This is a genomic window from Gordonibacter sp., from assembly GCF_036667095.1.
Lineage (GTDB): Bacteria > Actinomycetota > Coriobacteriia > Coriobacteriales > Eggerthellaceae > Gordonibacter.
Genome location: NZ_JAVWUP010000010.1, coordinates 1 through 21,213, shown reverse-complemented (window position 1 = coordinate 21,213; position 21,213 = coordinate 1). Strand labels below are relative to the sequence as shown.

At 59.7% G+C, this 21,213-nt stretch carries 15 protein-coding genes; 14 read left to right on the top strand and 1 reads right to left on the bottom strand.

Annotated elements, in window-relative coordinates:
- Positions 1-183 precede the first annotated feature (183 nt).
- The 9 genes from argC (at position 184) to RR842_RS02110 (ending at position 11,879) form a co-directional block, all read left to right on the top strand.
- Entirely contained in the window at positions 184-1,248 is a 1,065-nt protein-coding gene (gene argC / locus RR842_RS02150; protein ID WP_332517558.1) for an N-acetyl-gamma-glutamyl-phosphate reductase, read from the top strand.
- A 64-nt stretch (positions 1,249-1,312) separates the two neighbouring features.
- Entirely contained in the window at positions 1,313-2,662 is a 1,350-nt protein-coding gene (gene argJ / locus RR842_RS02145; RefSeq protein WP_332728898.1) for a bifunctional glutamate N-acetyltransferase/amino-acid acetyltransferase ArgJ, read from the top strand.
- Positions 2,659-3,645 (top strand): acetylglutamate kinase, encoded by a 987-nt coding sequence (gene argB, locus RR842_RS02140; protein WP_332512076.1) that lies wholly within the window; start codon positions 2,659-2,661, stop codon positions 3,643-3,645. The genes argJ and argB overlap by 4 nt, the downstream gene beginning before the upstream one ends.
- 50 nt (positions 3,646-3,695) lie before the next feature.
- Complete coding sequence (locus RR842_RS02135) at positions 3,696-4,961, top strand: acetylornithine/succinylornithine family transaminase (protein ID WP_332553752.1); 1,266 nt, start codon at positions 3,696-3,698, stop codon at positions 4,959-4,961.
- A gap of 236 nt (positions 4,962-5,197) precedes the next feature.
- Positions 5,198-5,626, top strand: coding sequence for an ArgR family transcriptional regulator (locus RR842_RS02130; RefSeq protein ID WP_332512074.1), 429 nt, complete (start codon positions 5,198-5,200; stop codon positions 5,624-5,626).
- A gap of 242 nt (positions 5,627-5,868) precedes the next feature.
- Positions 5,869-7,203: an argininosuccinate synthase gene (locus RR842_RS02125; RefSeq protein ID WP_332728897.1), complete on the top strand. Its 1,335-nt coding sequence runs from the start codon at positions 5,869-5,871 to the stop codon at positions 7,201-7,203.
- Between the two features lie 119 nt (positions 7,204-7,322).
- Positions 7,323-8,711 carry an argininosuccinate lyase gene (gene argH, locus RR842_RS02120; protein ID WP_332553751.1) on the top strand — a complete coding sequence of 463 codons (1,389 nt, stop codon included), beginning with the start codon at positions 7,323-7,325 and terminating at the stop codon, positions 8,709-8,711.
- A 175-nt stretch (positions 8,712-8,886) separates the two neighbouring features.
- On the top strand, positions 8,887-11,307 hold the full coding sequence (locus RR842_RS02115) for a transglycosylase domain-containing protein (RefSeq protein ID WP_332723987.1): 2,421 nt from the start codon (positions 8,887-8,889) through the stop codon (positions 11,305-11,307).
- Between the two features lie 68 nt (positions 11,308-11,375).
- Positions 11,376-11,879: a hypothetical protein gene (locus RR842_RS02110; protein ID WP_332512068.1), complete on the top strand. Its 504-nt coding sequence runs from the start codon at positions 11,376-11,378 to the stop codon at positions 11,877-11,879.
- A gap of 281 nt (positions 11,880-12,160) precedes the next feature.
- Here RR842_RS02110 and RR842_RS02105 read toward each other — a convergent pair whose 3' ends face one another.
- Positions 12,161-14,272, bottom strand: coding sequence for a penicillin-binding protein (locus tag RR842_RS02105; RefSeq protein ID WP_332728896.1), 2,112 nt, complete (start codon positions 14,270-14,272; stop codon positions 12,161-12,163).
- Between the two features lie 250 nt (positions 14,273-14,522).
- Here RR842_RS02105 and RR842_RS02100 point away from each other — a divergent pair, with 250 nt between their 5' ends.
- From RR842_RS02100 to RR842_RS02080, 5 genes are all read left to right on the top strand, one after another.
- Complete coding sequence (locus RR842_RS02100) at positions 14,523-17,045, top strand: DUF3656 domain-containing protein (protein WP_332554264.1); 2,523 nt, start codon at positions 14,523-14,525, stop codon at positions 17,043-17,045.
- 181 nt (positions 17,046-17,226) lie between these two features.
- Positions 17,227-18,438 (top strand): tyrosine--tRNA ligase, encoded by a 1,212-nt coding sequence (gene tyrS, locus RR842_RS02095; RefSeq protein WP_332512064.1) that lies wholly within the window; start codon positions 17,227-17,229, stop codon positions 18,436-18,438.
- A 151-nt stretch (positions 18,439-18,589) separates the two neighbouring features.
- Positions 18,590-19,177: a hypothetical protein gene (locus RR842_RS02090; RefSeq protein WP_332728895.1), complete on the top strand. Its 588-nt coding sequence runs from the start codon at positions 18,590-18,592 to the stop codon at positions 19,175-19,177.
- A 55-nt stretch (positions 19,178-19,232) separates the two neighbouring features.
- Positions 19,233-19,694, top strand: coding sequence for a sigma-70 family RNA polymerase sigma factor (locus RR842_RS02085; RefSeq protein ID WP_332512060.1), 462 nt, complete (start codon positions 19,233-19,235; stop codon positions 19,692-19,694).
- Positions 19,691-20,896, top strand: a complete 1,206-nt coding sequence (locus RR842_RS02080; protein ID WP_332728894.1) for a hypothetical protein — start codon at positions 19,691-19,693, stop codon at positions 20,894-20,896. Before RR842_RS02085 ends, RR842_RS02080 begins: the two co-directional genes overlap by 4 nt.
- The last annotated feature ends 317 nt before the right edge of the window (positions 20,897-21,213 follow it).

Sequence of the window (21,213 nt, the reverse complement as noted above, 5' to 3'; positions counted from 1 at the left end):
TTGTCCGGCCGACGGCGGTATTCGTATACCTATTTTGCCGTGTGCCTTGCCAAACGGGGTTTTCTTTTTTAGGATGGACGCAGTGGTGTTGAAGCCCATTTTTGTGCAAGTGCAATATTTTGGGTAGAGATGCTTGGACAAGCCGGGCTTGCGTGTCCGGCGTGATGACAAGCGAGGATCGATATGGCCATTACCACGGGTATCGTTGGCGCGGCGGGTTTCGCCGGCATCGAACTGGTGCGGTTGGTGCTGCGCCACCCCGACCTTGAGCTTGCGGTCGTCACGTCCAACGAGCTGGCAGGCGTGCCCGTTGCCGTCGAGTACCCCGGCTTCACCGGTGCGACCGACCTCGTCTTTGCCAGGCACGACGACCCCGCGCTCGACGCGTGCGACCTCGTGTTTTTGGCGGTCCCGCATACGGCAGCGCTCGCTCTGGCCCCCGGCCTCGTTGCGCGCGGCGCGGTCGTTATCGATCTCTCGGCCGATTTCCGCCTGAAGGACCCGGCGGTCTACGAGCAGTGGTACGCCACGCCCCATACAGCACCCGAACTCTTAGCCCGCGCGGCATTCGGTCTCCCCGAGCTGTTTCGCGATGGCCTTGCGCGCGCTGCCGCCGATCGGGCAGCTGGCAAGCCGGTGCTGGTCGGCTGTGCCGGATGCTATCCTACGGCCACGTCTCTCGCTGCGGCTCCCGCCGTGCGTGCCGGGTTCAAGGCCACAGACGGCGTCGTGGTGGTGGATGCCATCTCAGGTGTGACCGGCGCAGGGAAGAAGGCCACGTCGCGGACGCATTTCTGCTTCGCCGACGAGAACGTGGAGGCCTACGGCGTGGGCACTCACCGCCATACGCCCGAGATCGAGCAGATCCTCGGCATTCCCGGTCGCCTGGTGTTCACGCCGCATCTGGCACCGTTGAACCGCGGCTTGCTCTCCACGGCGAACGTGCCGCTGAGCGCCGACGCGCCGGCCGACGTTGCCGCCTACGAGACGCTGTACCGCGACTTCTACCGCGACTCCGCTTTTGTGCAGGTGCTGGGCGGCGGCACCATGCCGAAGACCTCGTCGGTCGCCGGTACGAACTTCGCGCATATCGGCCTTGCCGTAAACGAGCGGGCGCGCATGCTTGTCGCTGTGTGCGCCATCGACAACCTGGGGAAGGGTGCTGCAGGCCAGGCTCTGCAATGCGCGAATATCGTCTGCGGCCTGCCCGAGCGACAAGGGTTCGATTCTGTCGCCGTTCCGGTATAGGCGGCAGCGTACTATAGCAGCGAAGCCCGCGGCCCCTCGGCCGTCCTCGAGAAAGAAGCACTCTATGGACACCAGCTCCCCCTTACCTGCCGATACGGCCGCAGCCGTCGCCCCTTTGCGACCGGATGGCTCGCCTGCCGTCCAAGGTCGCGAAGGGTTGGATCTCACGGCTGTCCGGGGTGGTGTCACCGCTGCGCGCGGGTTCCGGGCTTCCGGTATCCATGCCGGCTTCCGCAAGGACCCGGGCCGTCTCGATATGGCGCTGGTAGTCTCTGACGAGCCGTGCGCGTGTGCAGCCGTGTTCACCCGAAACGTGTTCTGCTCTGCTCCGGTGAGCGTGTCCCGCGAGCACTTGGGCGCGCAGGCAGGATCGCCTGCCTACGGCACTGCGCGCGCCGTGGCGGTGAACTCGGGCAATGCGAATGCGGCAACCGGAGAGCCCGGCCTGGAAGCCGCCCGCGCAACGGCGCGCATGGTAGGCGAGGTCGTGGGCTGTCCGGAAGAGGAGGTCATGGTCGCCTCCACCGGCGTCATCGGCGAGCACCTGCCGCTTGGCCCGTTCGAGGAAGGCCTGCCGCTGGCAGCGCAGCTCCTCTCGACCGACGGCGGCGCCGACGCGGCACGCGCCATCATGACCACGGACACCCGTCCCAAGGAGGCTGCCGTCTCCTTTGACGGTGCGGCCGTCGGGTATCCGGGCTGCACGTTCACGGTGGGCGGCATGGCGAAGGGCTCCGGCATGATCATGCCGGACATGGCCACGATGATCGCCGTCGTCACCACCGACGCTCCGGTACTGCCCGACGCACTGCATGCGGCGCTCGCCGCCGCCGCCGCCGGCAGCTTCAACAAGGTCACCGTCGACTCCGATACCTCTACGAACGACTCGTGTTTCCTGCTGGCGAGCGGCGTGGCGGCGCCTGCCGACGCGACCCCCTTTGCTCCCGGTTCTCCGGCCTATGCCGCGTTCTGCGCGGCGCTGGCTTCCGTCTGCGAAGATCTTGCACGCCAGATGGCGGCTGACGGAGAGGGCGCCACGCGCCTTGTCACCGTGAACGTGTCGGGTGCGGCCAATGCGTCCGATGCCGACGGGGCCGCGCGCGCCATTGCGAACTCCCCGTTGGTAAAGACGGCTGTTTGCGGCCACGATGCGAACTGGGGCCGTATCGCCATGGCTATCGGCAAGTCGGGTGCGGCCTTCCGCCAGGAAGATGCCGCTATCGATATCCTGGGACTGCCGGTGTGCCGCTGTGGGCTTACGGTACCGTTCGACGAAGACGAGGCTTTGCGTCGCTTCGAGCAGCCCGAAATCGTCATCGACGTCGATCTTGGCGCTGGCGATGCGTCCACCACGATTTGGACGTGCGACCTCACGCACGAATACATCACGATCAACGGAGACTACCGCTCATGAAATACGCAAAGGACACCCGCCCCAAAGGCGCATCGAGTAAAGCCGCAGAGATACTTGCCGAGGCGCTTCCGTGGATCAAGAACATCACGGGCAAGACCGTTATCATCAAATACGGCGGATCGGCCATGGTGGACGAGGAATTGCGCGCCCAAGTCATGAACGACATCGTGCTGCTGAAGATCGTCGGCGTAAATCCGGTCATCGTACACGGCGGCGGTCTGGCCATCACCGAGGCGATGGATCGTATGCAGCTGCCCGTTGAGTTCAAGGACGGCCAGCGCGTCACCACGCCCGAGGCTATGGACTTGGTGCGCACCGTGCTCACGGGCAAGGTGAACCAGGATCTCGTCGAGGCGCTGAACGAGCATGGCAACTTCGCTGTCGGGCTCTCGGGTGCCGATGCGGGCGTTATCGTAGCCGAACAGCTCAGCCCCGAGTTGGGCCGCGTGGGCCGCATCACGCGCATCAACCGTCCGCTGCTTGACGATTTGGTGGCTGGCGATTACATCCCAGTGGTGGCATCGGTGGCACTCGGCGAGGATGGCGGGTTCTACAACGTGAACGCCGACTTGGTGGCCGGCCATATTGCCGCGGCCATCGGCGCGCACAAGGTGATATTCCTGACGGACGTGGACGGACTCTACGAGAACTTCAAAGACAAGGGCACGCTCCTCTCAAACCTTACCGTATTCGAAGCCCAGTACATGATCGAGAACAACGTCGTCTCTGCTGGCATGATTCCCAAGTTGAAGTCGTGCGTGCATGCACTTGAGGCCGGCGTGTTCCGCGCCCATATCCTGAATGGAACCACTCCCCATGCGCTGCTGCTCGAGCTGCTTACCAGCATCGGCGTGGGCACCACGATGCACTGTACCGAGGAATCGTGCAAGTTCGATGCGCACCCGCTGGGCAAGTTCGCCTCCAAACTGCTCGAGAACCGCGAACAGGTGTTGCTGGAAATGCAGCATCATCAACAGCGCTGAGCGTTGGCTGGACGGCGGAGAAGAAACGAAACAGGAGAGAAGCTGATCGCATGAGCCTTGAGCAACAGCAGGAATTGGAATCTGCCTTTGTTATGCATACGTTCGGACGCAAGCCCGTTGAGCTGGTGCGTGGCCGCGGCATGACCGTGGAGGACGATCAGGGGGGCACGTACCTCGACTTTATCGGAGGCATTGGCGTCATCAGCCTGGGACATTGCCATCCAGCTGTCGTAGAAGCGGTTCGCACGCAGGCTGAGCGCCTCATGCACGTAAGCAACTACTACTACATCGAAGGTCGCGGCGAGCTTGCCCAGCAGCTTTCCGACCTACTCAACCACGGTGCCTCATCCGACGCTACGCCGTGGCAGAGCTTCTTCGCCAATTCTGGTGCCGAGGCCAACGAATGCGCCATCAAGCTTGCGCGCCTGCATGCTCGCAAGCATGCTGCCGCAGGCATCTTGGCTGCCGGTGGCGATGACCTTGCTGCTGAGGCCGCTGCTGCCACCGCACCGCGCATCATCGTCACGCTCGATCGCAGCTTTCATGGACGCACGATGGCGACGTTGGCCGCCACGGCCCAGCCTGCCAAGCAGGAGGCGTTCCAGCCGCTGCCCGATGGGTTCGCCCACACGCCCTTGAACGACGTAGAGGCCCTCGAGGCCCTCTTCGCCCAGCAAGGAGACGATATCTGCGCTGTCATGGTCGAATGCGTCCAGGGGGAGGGCGGCGTGCATCCCTGCACGACGGAGTTCCTGCAAGCGGCCCGCCGTCTCACGCAGGAACGTGGCGCCCTTCTCATATGCGACGAGGTGCAGACCGGCATCTTCCGCTGCGGTACCCCGTTCGCGTTCCAGAAGCTCGGCATCATGCCCGATGTCGTTACCATCGCCAAGGGCGTGGCATCCGGCATGCCGACCGGCATGTGTGCGGCGCGCTCCGACGTAGCTGCGTCGTACGGGCCGGGGGACCACGGCTCCACGTTCGGCGGCAGCTGCCTGGCCGTCGCTGCGGCGCGGGCAACGCTGCATACGCTAGCAGATGAAGGTTTCTCCGATCGGATCGAGCAGGTGGGTGCTTACCTGCGTGCGCGCTTGGCGGAGTTTCCCCAAGTGGAAGAGGTGCGCGGCCTGGGGCTTATGGTGGCTGCCGACCTCGACGACGCGAACGACGCCAACGACGTGGTTGCCCGTGCGCTGGACGAGGGCCTGCTGCTGAACGCTACCGGTCCGCATACCCTGCGCTTCCTGCCGCCGCTCGTGTGCCAGAAATCCGATATCGACGTGCTTGTCGAGCGTTTGCGCCGTTTGTTGAGGTAAACTCTTCTTCTGCATAGATCGCCCGCCTGTCGCTTTGCGGACTTGTGCGTGCCGGGAAAACGGACTTGATAAAACTTTTTTGCGCTTTTGGAAATTACTTCTTCGCAAATGCGTCAACATAAGGTACTATTTAATGCATATTTTTCGTCGGTATTGCGATTTTCTGCATATACCTGCGAATGGCTGTGAAACCGTATGTAATAGTTCTCCGCGAGAAACGAGAGAGTAGCCAAGGCATGAGGAAGCGGCAACAACGGCATGACATCATTCGCGACATCATTCGCGAAAACAATGTCAAAACGCAGCGTGATCTTGCCGATCAGCTGCAAGCCGCTGGATACGATTGCACTCAGGCTACGATCTCTCGGGACATCATGGACATGGGTCTGGTGAAGTCCCGCGAAGGCTATTACGTGCTTCCCGAGGAAATGCGCTTGCAGCGCATGGTTTCCGAACTAGTTGAAGAGGTACACGTGGCAGGCAATCTTATCGTAGTGAAGACGTTCTCCGGCGGAGCTGCCGGCGTCTCTGCTGCGCTCGATAAGGCCTGCTTGCGCGGTGCTCTTGGCACCGTTGCCGGCGACAACACCATCATGATTGCCGCCGAAAGCCCCGAGGCCGCTCTGGACGTAGAGCGTGCCATCGACCGACTGCGACGACGTTAGTCGTCCACATACTTCTCGAGGGACGCTTTTCTCCCTCCACTCACCCCAACGCTGCCTAGCAGCACTAAGTCGTGAGGGCCGCCCGGCCGCTCATGCCGTCGCGAAAAGCCGCGATGCACACGGAATTTCGTGCCCCCGTATGCCTTGAACGGCACCGGGGAGCCAAGGCCTATCCGTGTTCAGCATCGTTGATCCGGGCACTACTATACGAACAAGCTGAACAGAGGGAAGGAACTACCATCATGGCTGAGCAAAAGGAAAAAGTCGTACTGGCCTATTCGGGCGGACTGGATACGTCGTGCTGCATCAAATGGCTGCAAGTCGAGAACAACCTTGATGTCATCGCCGTCGTCGGCGACGTAGGGCAAGAGCACGAGGGGCTGGAGAAGGTCAAGCAGAAGGCTTTGAAATCAGGCGCACTCGAATGCCTCGTGGTGGACATGCGGGATACGTTTGCCAACGAGTACTTGGCCAAGGCGCTTGCCGCCAATGCCATGTACGAGAACAAGTACCCGCTCGTGTCGGCTTTGTCGCGGCCGCTTATCTCCAAGCATTTGGTTGACGCTGCTCATAAGTTTGGTGCCAAGTATGTTGCGCACGGCTGTACGGGTAAGGGTAACGACCAGGTGCGCTTCGAGGCCAGCATCACCATGCTCGATCCGAACATCGAGATCTTGGCCCCGGTGCGCGAGTGGGACTTGCACACGCGGCCCGAGGAGATCGACTGGGCGCTTGAGCACGGTATCGAAGTTCCGGTGACAAAGGCCTCGCCGTATTCCATCGACGACAACCTGTGGGGCCGGGCCATCGAGTGCGGCACTCTAGAAGACCCGTGGGCCGAGCCGCCCGCGGACATCTACACCATGACCGCCGATCCGGTTGAGGCACCCGACCAGCCGGAGTACGTGGAGCTCACGTTCGCCCGGGGCCTGCCGTATATGATCAACGGCAACCAGAAGAGCTTCCTCGGCGTCGTCTACGCTTTGAACGAGATCGCTGGCAAGCACGGCTATGGCCGGATCGACATGATCGAGAACCGGCTCGTGGGCGTGAAGAGCAGGGAGTGCTACGAGGTGCCGGGCGGCCTTGCGCTCATCCAGGCCCATAAGGCCCTCGAGGACCTGGTTCTGGAGCGGGAGGTGCTGCACTACAAGCTGGGCATGGAGCAGGCCTGGGCCACCGCCGTCTACAACGGTCAGTGGTTCTCGCCGCTCAAGGAAGCCATCGATTCGTTCATGGTCTCTACGCAGCGCTGCCTCTCCGGTACGGTGAAGCTCAAGTTCTACAAGGGTTCCTGCACCGTCGTCGGCCGGAAGAGCGCCTACTCGCTCTACGACTACGCGCTGGCCACCTACGACAAGGACGACGCGTTCGACCATACAGCCGCCAAGGGCTTCATCCAGTTGCAGACGCTGTCCACGAAGACGTGGGCCGCGAATCGCAGGCAGGAAGGCGCGCCCGCCGAGTTGTTCGATGCGGAAAAGCAGGCAGGCCCCCTTACGAAGGGCAAGTACGAGGGCGTGACGTCCATCGGCGCCAAGGCCGTCATCGAGGAAGCGGAGGCAGTGCTCGCGTAAAGGGCGATACCCTCCAGCAGACCGCAGGTCGCCGGAGGGTGCCTTGCAGGGGCGGCCGCTCATTTCCGCTTCCGCAGGCATCTGTCGATTACGTTGCACTACTGAACGAAGGGAAACCTATGGCACTCTGGTCGGGCAGGTTCACGGAGAACGTGAGCGAATTCACCCAGCGCTTCGGCGCATCGCTGCCGGTGGATAAGGCGCTCTATGCGCAGGATATCGCTGGCTCCACGGCGCATGCGAATATGCTGGCATCTTGCGGCGTTATCGCCTCGAAAGACGCGCAGTCTATCGAGGGCGGCCTTGCGCGCATCAAAGAGCGCATCGAGGCGGGCGACTTTGTGTTCGATATCAACGACGAGGACATCCATATGTCGGTGGAACGTGCGCTTATCGCCGACATCGGCGATGCCGGCGCGCGCCTCCATACGGGTCGCAGCCGCAATGACCAAGTAGCCACCGATACGCGCCTGTTCGCCAAGCAGCGGTGCGCCGACCTTATGGCGGCAAACGTCGCGCTACGCTATGCTCTCGTCGAGCAGGCCGAAGCCCATCCTGCCACCATCATGCCGGGCTACACGCACTTGCAGCATGCCCAGCCGGTGCTGTTCTCCCATCATATGCTGGCCTACGTGTGGATGCTCACCCGCGACTTCGAGCGCTTGGCTGCCGCACGTCGCGCCGCGGATGCCAGCCCGCTTGGTGCCGCGGCGCTTGCGGGTACCACCTACCCGCTCGACCGTCAGATGACGGCTGATGCGCTTGGCTTCGCGAGTGTCATCCCCAACTCACTCGATGCGGTGTCCGATCGTGATTTCCTGTTGGACCTCTCGTACGCTTGCAGCGTGTCGTGCATGCACTTGTCGCGTTTGTGCGAGGAGATCGTACTGTGGTCGAGCGCCGAGTTCGATTTCATCGAGCTGTCCGATGCGTTCTCCACCGGCTCGTCTATCATGCCGCAGAAGAAGAACCCCGATTTCGCCGAGCTGATCCGCGGCAAGACGGGACGCGTGGTGGGCGACCTCGTGGCCCTGCTCGTTACCATGAAGGCATTGCCCCTGGCCTACAACAAGGACCTGCAGGAGGACAAAGAGGGTGCCATCGATGCTGCCAAGACGCTCGAGGACTGCCTTGTGTGCGCCGCCGGCATGATCGCGACCATGCAGCTCAAGCCTGAGAACATGCGCACGCAGGCGAAAAAGGGCTACCTTGCGGCTACCGATGTGGCTGATTACCTGGCAAAGAAGGGCATGCCGTTTAGAAGCGCCCATGCCGTCGTGGGCCATCTGGTACTGCTGTGCGAGCAGCGCGGTTGCGATCTGGACGACTTGTCACTTGAGGACTTCCAAGCCGAAAGCGAGCTGTTCGAAGCCGACATCGTGTCGTCGCTCGACCTGGACGCCATCGTCGCCGCTCGTACGACTATCGGTGGAACCGCCGGATCGGCTGTTGCCGAACAGATGCGACAGGCAAAGGCCGCGCTTGCTGCGGACGAGGCTGTCATCTAGCGCAGTTTTTATCGCGGATTGCACAAAAGGTTGAAGCGCTCTCCTGGGGCGCTTCAACCTTTTTGGCCTCTCATCGGCCCTTTTGCGTTGTGACCATTTTCCAACAAACTTATGTTGATTCATAAGGGGTTTCCTCGCGATGATACAATGGCGAGAGTTTTTTGGGAGGTGTCACGTGGCTTCACGTTCAATAAAGAATAGGCCGAGCATCAAGAAAAAGCATCCTTGGTACGGTCTTCTCATATTCGTCACCGTACTGGTGGCCGTTATCGCAGCAGGTGGTGTGGGTGTTTATGCCCTGGGCTCGTCGTGGTTGGACCCCGAGACGCTGCCCGATTACCAGAATATGGATTCGTTTAACGTTTCCCAAGCATCCGAGGTCTATGCGAACGACGATGCTACACAGCTGGCAAAATTTCAAGCGGAGAACCGTGAGGAAGTCGAGCTGAACCAGATAAGCGCCTATGTTGCGCAAGGCACGATTGCCACTGAAGACGAGCGGTTCTACGACCATGGAGGGTTCGATCTTGCGGGCATCGCCCGTGCTCTCGTGGTGAATGTGACCGGTTCGGGTAAAGAAGGTGCCTCAACTATTACTCAGCAGCTGATTCGCAACACCATCCTTTTCGACGAGATGAACGACATCTCCATTAAGCGAAAAGTGCGCGAGATGTACCTCTCCGTCAAAGTGGAAGAGCTCCATTCAAAAGACGAGATACTCCTCATGTATCTCAATAACATCAACTACGGCTCGGGTGCTTACGGCATACAGGCGGCATCTCAGCGGTACTACTCGAAAAACGCCACCGACCTCACTCTTACTGAGGCCGCCACGCTGGTGGGCATCCCCCAATCGCCGACTTACAACAATCCGATCGACAACGAGGAGAATTGCCTAGCACGGCGAAACCTTGTACTCGATCGCATGTTGTCGAACGGCTACATCACGCAAGAGGAACACGATGCGGCGAAACTTGAGCCGCTTGCCTTGAATCCTACGGCGCCTACGGTGGATGGCATTCTGGACTCCCCTTATTTCACCAGCTATGTGCGCTATGTGCTTACTGATCCGAAGGGAGCCTATAACTTTTCTGAAGAAGAGATACTGAAAGGTGGCTACCGCATTGTCACAACGCTTGACCCGACGCTTCAAAGAGAGGCTGAGACGGCGGTAGCCAACAAAGAGGCTGAGCTGGCACGGATGGTGCAGTGGCAGCTTGAGGAAGGCCAAGATCCAAACGCCCTTCAGGGATCTCTGGTGTCTATCGAGCCCTCCACGGGGCATGTTAAGGCATTGGTGGGTGGGCGCGACTGGGCAACGGACAAGTTCAATTTAGCCACGGGCGATCCGACTTCCGCAAACCCTGGTCGTGCGTGCGGATCTTCGTTCAAGACCTTTACACTCATCGCTGCTTTGGAGGCGGGAATTTCCCCTCAAACGATGATTGATTGCTCAAACCCGGCGATTTTACCTGAGGTGGGCTATCCTGCGAGCTCCCCCTTGAACAACATTAATAATATCAATTTTGGTTATCGAAGTATCGCGGGGGCCTTTGAGGTGTCGTCGAATACCGGCTTTGTGCGCTTGCAGTCCTCTCTTGGTGCCGACAAGGTTGTGGAGATTGCCGAGCGCATGGGTATTACGTCGCCGCTAAACCCGGTGGGTTCGCTTACCCTCGGGGAGCAAAATGTCACGATTCTCGATATGTCGAGTGCTTATTCTGCCATTGCAAACAATGGTGTGAAGGTTGATACCACCCCTATCCTGAAAATATACGATGCCGAGGGTAACCTTATTATTGACAACACGGTTCCCGATACCGAGCTGGCGCGTACACACGGCAGCCAGGTTATCAGCCCCGAGGTAGCTCATGCAGCCACCGAGGTTATGAAGACAGTTGTGACAGGTTATCAGGGAACCGGCTCCGATGCGCGGTTATCGAGCGGGCAGGTTGTGGCAGCTAAGACGGGTACGAGTTCAGATTACAAGGACATCACGTTTTGCGGTATCACGCCCCAGTTGTCCACGTCGGTCTGGTTTGGAGACAAAAATAGAGAAGTTTCCTTACCTTCTAGTATCGGAGCGGGAGACGTGTTCAGTGAGTTTATGAGCGCGGCCCTGCGTGACAAGCCGCTCGAAGATTTTGAGTACGCTGCCGATCCCCAATACAAGACCTACTCGGACACGAAGTATCATGTCGGTGGGTACAGCAGCAGCTCGAGCAACTCAGGTTCGAACGATTCGAGCAGTTCCGACACCGATACCGGCAACGGCACTGGCGGCACGACCGGCGGGGGATCGAGCGGTGGCACCGGCACTCCCGGCACTCCCGGCACCGGGGGAGGAACCGATCCCGGTACAGGAGGCGGCACCGGCGGCGGGACAGGCGGCGGCACCGACCCTGGCACCGGGGGTGGTGGGACAGGCGGCGGCACCGGGGGCGGTGGGACCGGCGGCGGCACCGGTGGTGGTACCGATCCCGGTACAGGAGGCGGCACCGGGGGCGGAACAGGCGGTGGCGGCACCGCTCCTTCCGCGGCATCCATGCGGTTCGCTCCTGCTTGGTCTCGCATGCTCTTGCCATTTGCGGCATAATTGCTTTGAACGAATGCTCGCATCGCACACGGCGATGCTCGATACGAATGAAAGTAGGTAGGTTGCACATGAAACGGAACACCCTCGTCAGGATCGTCGGCGTCGCGTGCGCTGCCGTCATGATGGTTGCTGTGCTCGCTGGTTGCGTGCAGCAAGATAATGCCGCTGCTCAACAGCAGACTGACAACCGTAAGTATATGACCCAAGTGAACCAGACGATGGAGGATTTGAAGAGCCGGCTGGACAGCTTTACCGATGCCGTGTCACGCGGCGACGTGGTAGGTATGCGCACTCAGGCCGACAATGCCTACAAAGCTCTTGACGAACTGGGCAAGCTGGAGCCACCCGAGGATCTGAAGGATATCCAGCAGGAGTACGTCGACGGCACGAACAAGCTTAAAGACGCGCTGAACGCCTACGTTGAGCTCTATACCGAGATCGACAGCGCTACCGACGCGCATCCGTTCGACTGGTCAACTTACGATCAGCGCATTGCCGCCAGCAAGGCGACATACGACGAGGGCATCGGCAAGCTCCAATCCGGCGACAACAAAGCGACGGAGAAGAACTAACGAATCTGCCTTGTGCGCAGGGCGCTCGACGTGGTCGGGCGGCGCTTGTCTCCAAACCATTCATCCATAAACACAAAGCCCTGCTTCCTCTTGTTGCGGAAGCAGGGCTTTGTGTTTATGCGAGGTTGTTCGATTGAGCCATGGCCTTGCAGTTTGGTTACGACCCCGGTAGTACTTGGTTCTGCGATCGATTTCGGGTTCGCTTTCTTGTTTTGCCTTCTCTTCTCGGTAGATTGCGAGCGTGAGTCGCAAGACAAGAGGGAGCGGAGGACGACGGGCGACTAAGTTGCTCCCTGCGCTGGGTTAGGTGGCGGATCGGGGTTGGGCGGCTTAGGAGGATCGGGTGTAGGGGGGTCGGGTGTGGGGCTTGGTGGGGGTGTTGGGGCGGGATCTGCCGGTTTCGCTCCCTTCGACACATGCAGCAGCAACCGGTTGCCCTCCACGCTTTGGCTTATTATGAGGCCTGCGGCAACGGTGTCCGAGTACTCCTCGATGGTGTATACCACATACCCGCCAAGCAGAGCTTGAGCCTGGGGAATCGTTTTGCCTACTACGCTGGGAGCTTTCGAAGGATCCTTTTCCTCGTTGCCTAGTTTCTTTTGCTGCTCGGTATTGAAGGGGTTCTTGTATTCGGGATCCTGGGTTTCGGGGAATTGCACGATGGGCTGCCCCTCAAGCGCGCGCGACATGAAGTCCTGCCAAAGAGCGTTTGCGGTCAGGGACTCTTCAGTTGGCTGGTAGTTTCGATCGCCGATCCATACTGCGCATGAAATTGTCGGGGCATAGCCGACGAGCCAATGGCCGCGGAACTCCATAACGGTACCGGTCTTTCCGGCTACAGGTTGTCCGTTCAGCGGCCCCATGCCGGCAGCAGTGCCTTCGGAGTTGAATACTGTTTTCAGTACTTTCGTTACAGCACCCGATACCTCTTCGGATATAACGCGAGTACTCGTGTCCGGCGCCTCGTAGATGACATTACCGCCCTTATCCACTATCTTAGTGATAGCGATGGCATCATGCTTGATTCCCCCTGTTGCGAAGGTTCCATAGGCGCCCGCCATGCTCAAAGGTGTGACATTTTCGGTTCCGAGCGTTTCCATGGGTATGTTGTTCGGGTCTACGATATCGGCTCCAAGGCGTGCGGCCATGTCGTTCATAGCTGCGGGTGTCACCTGCTGGGCAAGGCGGTAATACCCCGTGTTGGAAGACTTTGCGGTGGCGTTCTGAATAGAGAGAGTGCCAAAATTATAGTTTCCAAAGTTCCATAGTTCATGGCCATCGTCCACTTTCATGGGATTGCTGCAATCGATGGGTGTCTTCGGGTCGATGCCTTGTTCGATAGCGGCTGCGAGTGTGAAGGCCTTGAAAGTCGAGCCGGTAGGTTGCCCGCCTTGGGCGGCTATATTCCACTTGTTTTGAAAGTAGTCTTTGCCTCCCACCATGGCCTGGATATAGCCATTCTGGGGATCGATGGCTACCAATGCCGATTCGAGATTCTCGTCCATCCGCTCATTTTGTGCCACGCAGGCAGCTTCGGCCTTGTCCTGTAGATCCGTGTTGAGGGAAGTGTAGACCGTGAGGCCACCCTCGAAGAGATCGCCATCAGAAAGGTTGAATTTATCGCCCTCATTGAGAAGCTTATCGCGCACGAAGCTGGTGAAATAGGGGTATGCGTAGATGCCCTCTTCGGGTGCGGGCGGCGCAGGGTTCAGCGCCAGCGGCTCGTTTTGGGCTACGTCATGCTCCTCTTGCGTGATAACGCCGGCAGAGAGCATGCGGTCTAGCACTACATTGCGCCGTTTAAGACAGGTATCGGGGTTCAATTTAGGGTTGTTGGCGGTGGGGGACTGGGGTATGCCGATAAGGGTGGCCGCCTGCACTAGCGTCAGATCGAGCGATGTCGTTTGGAAGTAGTTCTGCGCTGCCGCCTCGATACCGTAGCACTGGTCGCCGTAGTTGATGGTGTTCAGGTACAACATGAGGATCTGGTCTTTGGAATATTTCTTTTCCAGGTTGATGGCCAACTGCGCCTCGCGAATCTTGCGCTCGAACGAGATGTCGTTGGCTTCCTGCGACAGTACGGTGTTGCGCACGAGCTGCTGGGTGATGGTGGAGGCACCTTCGAGCGCACCGCCGGTCAGGTTGTTCATAAGCGCTCGCGCGATACCGGTGGGGTCGACACCGTTGTGTTCGTGGAAGCGTACGTCCTCAGTGGCGACGGTGCCCTTGAGCACGTATTCGCTCACCTGGTTTTGATCGACGGGGGTGCGGTTCTCCAGCTGGAATTCCGCTAGCATGGTGTTCCCGCTGCTGTCGAGCATGTGCGAGTCCTCTGCGAAGTTGAACGCATCGGTGTTCTCGAGGCTGGGAAGATCGCTGGTCCAATCTTCCATGACGTGTAATACGCCTTTGACTCCTTGATAAGCCACAAAGCAGAGTGCCACAGCTGCTACCAGCAGAAGCCATTTTATGGCATGGGTGCGCGTTTCGCGCTGTTTTCGCCGTATTTTCATGGTTCGAGTATACTACCACTGCCGTTATTGAATCGTAACCTTGTGATAAGCGGCGCAGGAAAAGATCATAAAGCGGCTGCTCGTACGCATAAATATGAGAAAAGTCCGCATGTTATAAGCAGGGAGTACCATGGCACCTCAAAGAGAAGATACCCTATCGAATTGCCCCGAACTGCTGGCGCCTGCCGGAAGCGCGGCCGCTTTGCATGCGGCGGTGACGGCGGGTGCTGATGCGGTCTACCTTGGGCTCGACGCATTCAACGCGCGTCGCAATGCCGATAACTTCACGAGCGAGTCGTTCGCGGAAGCATGCGATTACGCCCACCTAAGGGGCGTGCGTGTTTACGTCACGTTGAACACGGCAATCCTGCCCTCCGAAATCAACCAAGCGCTCGAATGTGCTCGGCAGGCATACCGGGCAGGCGCCGATGCCTTCATCGTGCAGGATATCGGATTAGCCGCCGAACTCGCGCGCACGCTTCCCCAGGTGCGTCTTCATATTTCAACACAGATGAACACGCATAATGCGGCCGGTATCGAGGCTGCGGCCAAACTGGGTGCCCGCCGGGTTACGCTGGCGCGCGAACTTTCGCTTGCAGAGGTCGCGCACTTGTCAGCCGTTGCCGCCGACCATGGATTAGAAGTCGAGGCGTTTGCCCATGGTGCGCTGTGCGTGTGCTACTCGGGGCAGTGCTTCATGTCTTCCCTGATCGGAGGTCGCTCTGCAAACCGAGGCCTCTGCGCACAGGCGTGCCGGCTCCCCTACGAGCTGCATAATGCTGCACAGCGCAAAGACCTGCCGTCCCCTGGTGAGCATCTGCTGTCGCCACAGGATCTCTGCGTCGTTGATCTGCTGCCTCAGTTGCTGGATGCGGGTGTGGCGTCGCTCAAGATCGAGGGACGCATGAAGTCGGCCGATTACGTGTTCGCCGTGACGGCAGCCTACCGTGCCGTGCTCGACCGCATTGCGGTGTCACAAGCGGGCCCAGGTCAAGGCGATTCGGTCGCGGAGCATGCAAGCGACGAGGAGCGCCGCTCTTTGGAAGAGGCGTTCTCGCGCGGTTTCACTACGGCCTACCTTGAGGGCCAGCGGGGCAACGACATCATGAGCTACGGACGCCCCAACAACCGCGGCGTGTTCGTCGGCCGCGTGGCCTATGCGCGCGACGGCATCGCTGCCCTTGCAGCCGAGGAAGAGCTCCATGAAGGGGACGTGCTCGAATTCTGGACGAACAAGGGCCACTTCGCCCATACGCTCGGCGTGGTTGCCCTCGATCGCGACGGCTTCGTGCGTACGTCGCCCGAACGCCCTGTCGGCAAGGGAGACCGGGTGTTTCGTGTGCGCAATGCGGCCGCCGGTTTCGCGGACGATGCTCTTGCTCCGCGCGTCCAGGTCGTCGGCTCGGTGACCCTGCGTATCGGCCTGCCGCTTCGTGTGGAGTTCCGTCTGGCGGACGAGCAGCGGCCAGCGGGCGAGGGAGTGCTGGCTGGCCGGAGTCTAGGCGGAGCGGTCGGTATCGTGGAGGGCTCCCTGGTGGAAGCAGCCCGCACGAAAGCCGTCACGGCTGATGACGTGCGGGTCCATATCGACCGGTTGGGCCAGACGCCCTTTGTGCTCTCCTCGCTCGACATTCAATTGGACGACGGCGTGGGTATCGGGTTCTCTCAGCTGCACCGCGCCCGCGCCGAAGCGCTCGAAAACCTGGAGCGAGAGCTGCTTGCATCTTATCGCGACCGCACCTTGCCACGTGTGCGTGCCCGCGAACGTGTGGCACCGGTCCGCGAACGCGGTTGCTCGATTACCGCATGGGCGACGAATCCTGCCTGTGCGCGTGCGGCAAAACGCGCAGGAGCCGATGCTATCTACGTTCCCGCCCTCAACTACAAGCGAGGTGAAGCCGTCATCGCCGGGCAGCGTTCCGGTACGGCCGAGCAGGCAGGTTATCCGAAGCAGTGCATTACCGCTCTGCCTGCCGTCGACCACGATCCTGTGCCCGATACGCGCGAAGAGCGACTCGACTTCGATCCGTGGCGCTACGTGAAGCCGGGCAAGCCGGTATTTGCGGATAGCCTCGGCTCCCTTGTGCGTGCGACGGAGATGGGCGCACTGGCCGAGGTAGGTCCCCATGTGCCCCTGGTGAACCGCATTGCCCTTGAAACGGCTTCCGCTCTGGGTGCCCAGCGGGTATGGCTTTCCCCCGAGCTTACGCTCGGTCAGATAAGCGACCTCGCCCAAGACGCACCCGTTGCGCTCGGCCTTACCGTTATCGGCGCTCAGGAGCTTATGGTCTGCGAGCATTGCCTGCTTATGAGCCAGGGCCCGTGCGACGAGCAGTGCGATGTGTGCCCGCGCCGCAAGAGCCCTCACTACCTGAAGGATCGCAAGGGATTCGAATTTCCCGTCGTTACCGACGCTCTCGGTCGCGGTCATCTCTACAACGGCGTGACGCTCGATGTCGCTCATGCCATGCCGGATCTTATCGGAGCCGGCCTCTCGGCCTTCATGGTTGATACTACCCTTATGAACGTCGAGGAGACTTCTGCTGCTGTGGCCCGCGCCGTTCGCGCGCGCGATGTGGCTTTGCGCGACGGCAATGCCGTGGCCAAAATTCCTGGCGCAACCACCGGCCATCTGTTCCGAGGCGTATCGTAGGCCTCTTCATTCCAAGCGATCGTGCAAAAAGGGAGGGCCTCTGAGGGTCCTCCCTTTTTGCACGGAGGTACCTGCGGGGGAAGCCGGGGCACATTCGTTCCACTGAAGCTTGAAAATCATCTGTCCATATATGCTAGAATCCCAACCTATATATAGTAAGGAAACCAGAACAGGAATCGACATGCTATCCGCTGAAGAACAACTGCACATTATCGCCTCCGGCACCGCCCAGATCGTGCCGGAAAGCGCGCTGCTCGAAAAGCTCAAGCGCGGCAAGCCCCTGAACATCAAACTGGGCGTAGACCCCACGGCTCCCGATATCCACCTGGGCCATGCCGTGCCGCTGCGCAAACTTCGCCAGTTCCAGGACCTCGGTCATGGCGTCACGCTCATCATCGGTGACGGCACCGCGCTTATCGGCGATCCGTCGGGCCGCAATTCCACGCGCCCGCAACTCACGTCCGAGCAGATCAAAGTGAATGCTCAAACCTATGTGGATCAGGCGTTTAAGGTACTCGACCCCGAAAAGACCACCTTGCGCTACAACTCCGAGTGGCTGCTTGCGCTGAATATGGAAGGTTTGCTGAAGCTGGCCAGCAACTTCACCGTGGCGCGCATCCTTGAGCGCGACGACTTCCAAAAGCGCTATACGGGAAGCCTGCCTATCAGCTTGCACGAGTTCCTCTACCCGCTTATGCAGGCCTACGATTCGGTTGTCATTGACGCCGATGTCGAACTGGGCGGCACCGATCAGCTGTTCAACCTGCTCGCCGGCCGGGAGCTTATGGAGAAGATGGGCAAGGAGCCGCAGGTGTGCCTGACGTTGCCGCTGCTTGAGGGTACCGACGGCGTGCAGAAGATGTCGAAGAGCTACGGCAACTACATCGGCCTCACCGACGAGCCGGCCGACATGTTCGGCAAGATCATGTCCATCCCCGACGAGCTCATGGTGAAGTATTATCGTCTGGCCTCTACCTGCTCTGTCGACGAGATCGACGGGATCGAACGCGGCCTCGCCGCTGACGAGCTGCATCCCAACAAGGTCAAGCGAGCCTTGGCCCAGAACATCGTTGCGGCCTATCACGATTCCAACGCGGCAACGGCTGCCGAAGAGCAGTTCGACCTCGTGTTCAAGCAGCATGCTGTTCCCGACGACGTCCCTGTGTTCAAGGCCGACCTGACGCCGAACGAGGAGGGCCTGGTCTATCTGGCAAAGCTTATCGCCGATGCAGGCCTTGCGGCCAGCGCCGGGGAGGCGCGCCGCCTCATTGACGGTGGCGGCGTGAAGATCGGGGGCGTGGTGGTGCCCTCGAAGGCGTACAACGTCGATCCAGCCCAGCTCGAAGGCGCGGTTGTGCAAGTGGGCAAACGTAAATTCGTCAGGCTGGTGTAACGCTTGGCAGGGAAACGGAGCCTCGTTTTGCATTTGCAAAACGAGGCTCCGTTTCTTTTTTTGAAAAAAAGAAAAATTCTTGCAAGGATTCTCCTTGCTCACTCGTGTTGGTAGTGTAGAAAGAAATAAACCGAACGAGGAGGATCTGATAATGGAAAAGAAAAAGACCGCAGCACTCATTACGGTTGTCGCAGTTGCCGCAATTGCGTTGCCGACCATCGCTTTCGCCAACGCTGCTCCGGCGGCCCCGCAGCCAGCGCCGGCGGCGCAGCAGGTTTCTCAAGAGGCCCCGGCTCCGGTCGTTGCTGAGGCTCCGGCTGCGGTAGCGCCCGTGGCGCAGGTTGCTCCGGGGTTCGTTGATGCTGACGGAGATGGGGTGTGCGACAACCAAGGAACCGGAGCTGGCGCAGGTGGCGGAGGCGGTTACGTCGACTCGGATGGAGACGGCGTGTGCGATAACCTTGGAAACGGTGGTTTTGGCGCAGGTAGGGGAAATGGCTCTGGAGCTGGAACCGGTGCCTGTGCAGGTAACGGTTGCGGGTTTGTCGACAATGACGGGGATGGCGTGTGTGATAACGTCGGCAACGGCAATGGTAATGGTAATGGTAATGGCACGGGCGCTGGAAATGGCGGCGGTTATGTCGATTCCAATGGCGACGGCGTGTGCGATAATGTCGGCAACGGCAACGGCAACGGCAACGGCCGTGGCAACGGTGGCGGCAGGGGCATGGGGCGCTAGTTTGAAGGTGAATCGCTGAAGTTCCGTGAGGGCGCGAGACGACATAGAGTGCGTAATGGATGCACACGGATCGACCGTATGGCGTGTTTGTCTTCTCTTTTTTCGCGCTTCGGCCGATGCGGAAGATGCATTCCAAGAAACTATGATCAAATACGCAACCGCCGATACTACGTCATTTAATGGCGAAGAGCACCGGAAAGCTTGGCTGATTCGCGTGGCGACCAATGTATGCAAAGACATGCTCAAGGCAGCCAGTCGGTCGAACGTATCCTTTGATGAAGAGGTGTACGCAAATCACTTCGTTTCGCCCGACAGCGAATCCCAGCCAGCATCCTTCGCGAGCGAGGTGGTCGATATCATGCAATCCATGGACGATCCTCCACGCACCCCTCTTTATCTTTCTCTTTACGAGGGCTATACCGCCCCTGAAATAGCGGATATGGTGGATGCTCCCGTGAATACCGTCTATTCTTGGCTTGCTCGTGGCAAAACGATGCTGAAGGAGGCTCTTGCATGAGCGATCTTGAACATCGCGTTCGCGGGGCCTTTGACGCGATCGAGGTTCCTGCCGAGGTGAAAGCACGAACCCTTGGAGCTCTCGACGAATTGGCTCGACAAGAGTCGGGGCATCGGCTGGGCGAACATGAAGCAGGAGAAGAGCCGCGAGCCCTCCTGAACTCATTGAAGCCCGCATCGGGAGCAGTCGGGCCAAGCAAGCCCGCACGGGTGTCCGCGGGGGTCGGTGTGCCGGTTGTCGCTCAGGTGTTGGGTGTGGCTGGTGGCAGGTCGTCTGATGACGAGTCGGAAACCGATGGCGCCGAGCCGCTTGCGCCTGGATGCGTACTGCCTTTCCCGGAATCGAAAGCTTCCGATTCACCGGGGCGTGTCTTTGAGGTGCAGAAAAGCTCGGGATCGTCTTCCACTTCTCATGCTTCGGCGCGCCGAGCGCCCCATGGCGCGCGATGGAGGCATGCAGCCGTTGCCTTGGCTGCATGTTTTGCGCTTGCAGTAGTTGGTATTGTTGGTGCGAAGTTGTATTTTGAGGAAACCGCTTATGTGGGAATCGACGTCAATCCTTCCGTGGAGCTTGGTATCAACCGCTTCGACATTGTCGTTTCGGCCACGGCGTTCAACGAAGATGGCGAGGGTCTTCTGCAAGAAGTGCCTGTTTCAGGGAAGCGGTACAACGATGCGGTCGACGCGCTTGCCTCCAGTGCGGCATTTGAACCCTACCTGCAGGCTGATGCTTTTGTAGAGATAAGCGTTACGGCCGCCGATGCGCGGCAAACCGACGATCTCCAGCAGCAAAGCAATGCCTGCCTAAGTTCTCTGCCTTGCGAAGGGGAAAGCCAGACGGTCGACGTCGCCACACGGGAGGCGGCTATGGCGGCGGGAATGGGTACGGGACGCTATCGTGCGGCTTTGCAGCTGATTGAGCTTGATCCCAGCTTGTCGCTTGAGGACTGTGCGGCAATGAGCATGAGGGAGTTGCGCGATCGTATTGCGATTGCCGGTGGAGGGGCCTCGTTGGCCCCGGGTGGCGAAACTGGGTCAGGGGGCCGTGGGCAGGAGGCCGGTAAAGGCCAAGGAGCAGGCGATGGAAAGGGTTCCGGAGGACGCGGCCCGGGCGGTGGACGAGGACCCTCCGGCCAAGGCCCGGGCCAAGGTAATGCTCAGGGAGCGGGCTTGGAGGGAAACGGCCAGAGTAAGGGTAGATAAGTTGGTCGCCAAGGCGATGCCTGCCACAAGTAAGGTGTTGAGGAGCGGTCGCCGCACGTTTTGGAAGTATGAACTCTTCCGATCAGGTCTTATGCTGTCCGTCGCAAGAACTTTGCATAAATTTGGAATTTATCATTGCGTAACGGAAGCTTTACCGGTATTATACTAAACCCGCGCTTGAGGAGAGCGTGGCCGTTCCTTCGGAAGAGACTCTCTTTCAAACAGAAGTAAAAGATAAGCATGAAAGTGCGAGTCAAGAAGCTTCGAAAGTTTTGAAAATAGTTCTTGACACGAGGGTAGCGGGAAGGTAAAGTATC

Excerpts from the sequence above, each read along its gene's own strand:
- tyrS (WP_332512064.1), top strand. The coding sequence starts at position 17,227 with ATGCTATCCGCTGAAGAACAACTGCACATTATCGCCTCCGGCACCGCC.
- argJ (WP_332728898.1), top strand. The coding sequence starts at position 1,313 with ATGGACACCAGCTCCCCCTTACCTGCCGATACGGCCGCAGCCGTCGCC.
- RR842_RS02085 (WP_332512060.1), top strand. The coding sequence starts at position 19,233 with ATGGATGCACACGGATCGACCGTATGGCGTGTTTGTCTTCTCTTTTTT.
- RR842_RS02090 (WP_332728895.1), top strand. The coding sequence starts at position 18,590 with ATGGAAAAGAAAAAGACCGCAGCACTCATTACGGTTGTCGCAGTTGCC.
- RR842_RS02080 (WP_332728894.1), top strand. The coding sequence starts at position 19,691 with ATGAGCGATCTTGAACATCGCGTTCGCGGGGCCTTTGACGCGATCGAG.
- argH (WP_332553751.1), top strand. The coding sequence starts at position 7,323 with ATGGCACTCTGGTCGGGCAGGTTCACGGAGAACGTGAGCGAATTCACC.
- RR842_RS02100 (WP_332554264.1), top strand. The coding sequence starts at position 14,523 with ATGGCACCTCAAAGAGAAGATACCCTATCGAATTGCCCCGAACTGCTG.
- argB (WP_332512076.1), top strand. The coding sequence starts at position 2,659 with ATGAAATACGCAAAGGACACCCGCCCCAAAGGCGCATCGAGTAAAGCC.
- RR842_RS02105 (WP_332728896.1), bottom strand. The coding sequence starts at position 14,272 with ATGGAAGATTGGACCAGCGATCTTCCCAGCCTCGAGAACACCGATGCG.
- RR842_RS02125 (WP_332728897.1), top strand. The coding sequence starts at position 5,869 with ATGGCTGAGCAAAAGGAAAAAGTCGTACTGGCCTATTCGGGCGGACTG.
- RR842_RS02110 (WP_332512068.1), top strand. The coding sequence starts at position 11,376 with ATGAAACGGAACACCCTCGTCAGGATCGTCGGCGTCGCGTGCGCTGCC.
- argC (WP_332517558.1), top strand. The coding sequence starts at position 184 with ATGGCCATTACCACGGGTATCGTTGGCGCGGCGGGTTTCGCCGGCATC.
- RR842_RS02130 (WP_332512074.1), top strand. The coding sequence starts at position 5,198 with ATGAGGAAGCGGCAACAACGGCATGACATCATTCGCGACATCATTCGC.
- RR842_RS02135 (WP_332553752.1), top strand. The coding sequence starts at position 3,696 with ATGAGCCTTGAGCAACAGCAGGAATTGGAATCTGCCTTTGTTATGCAT.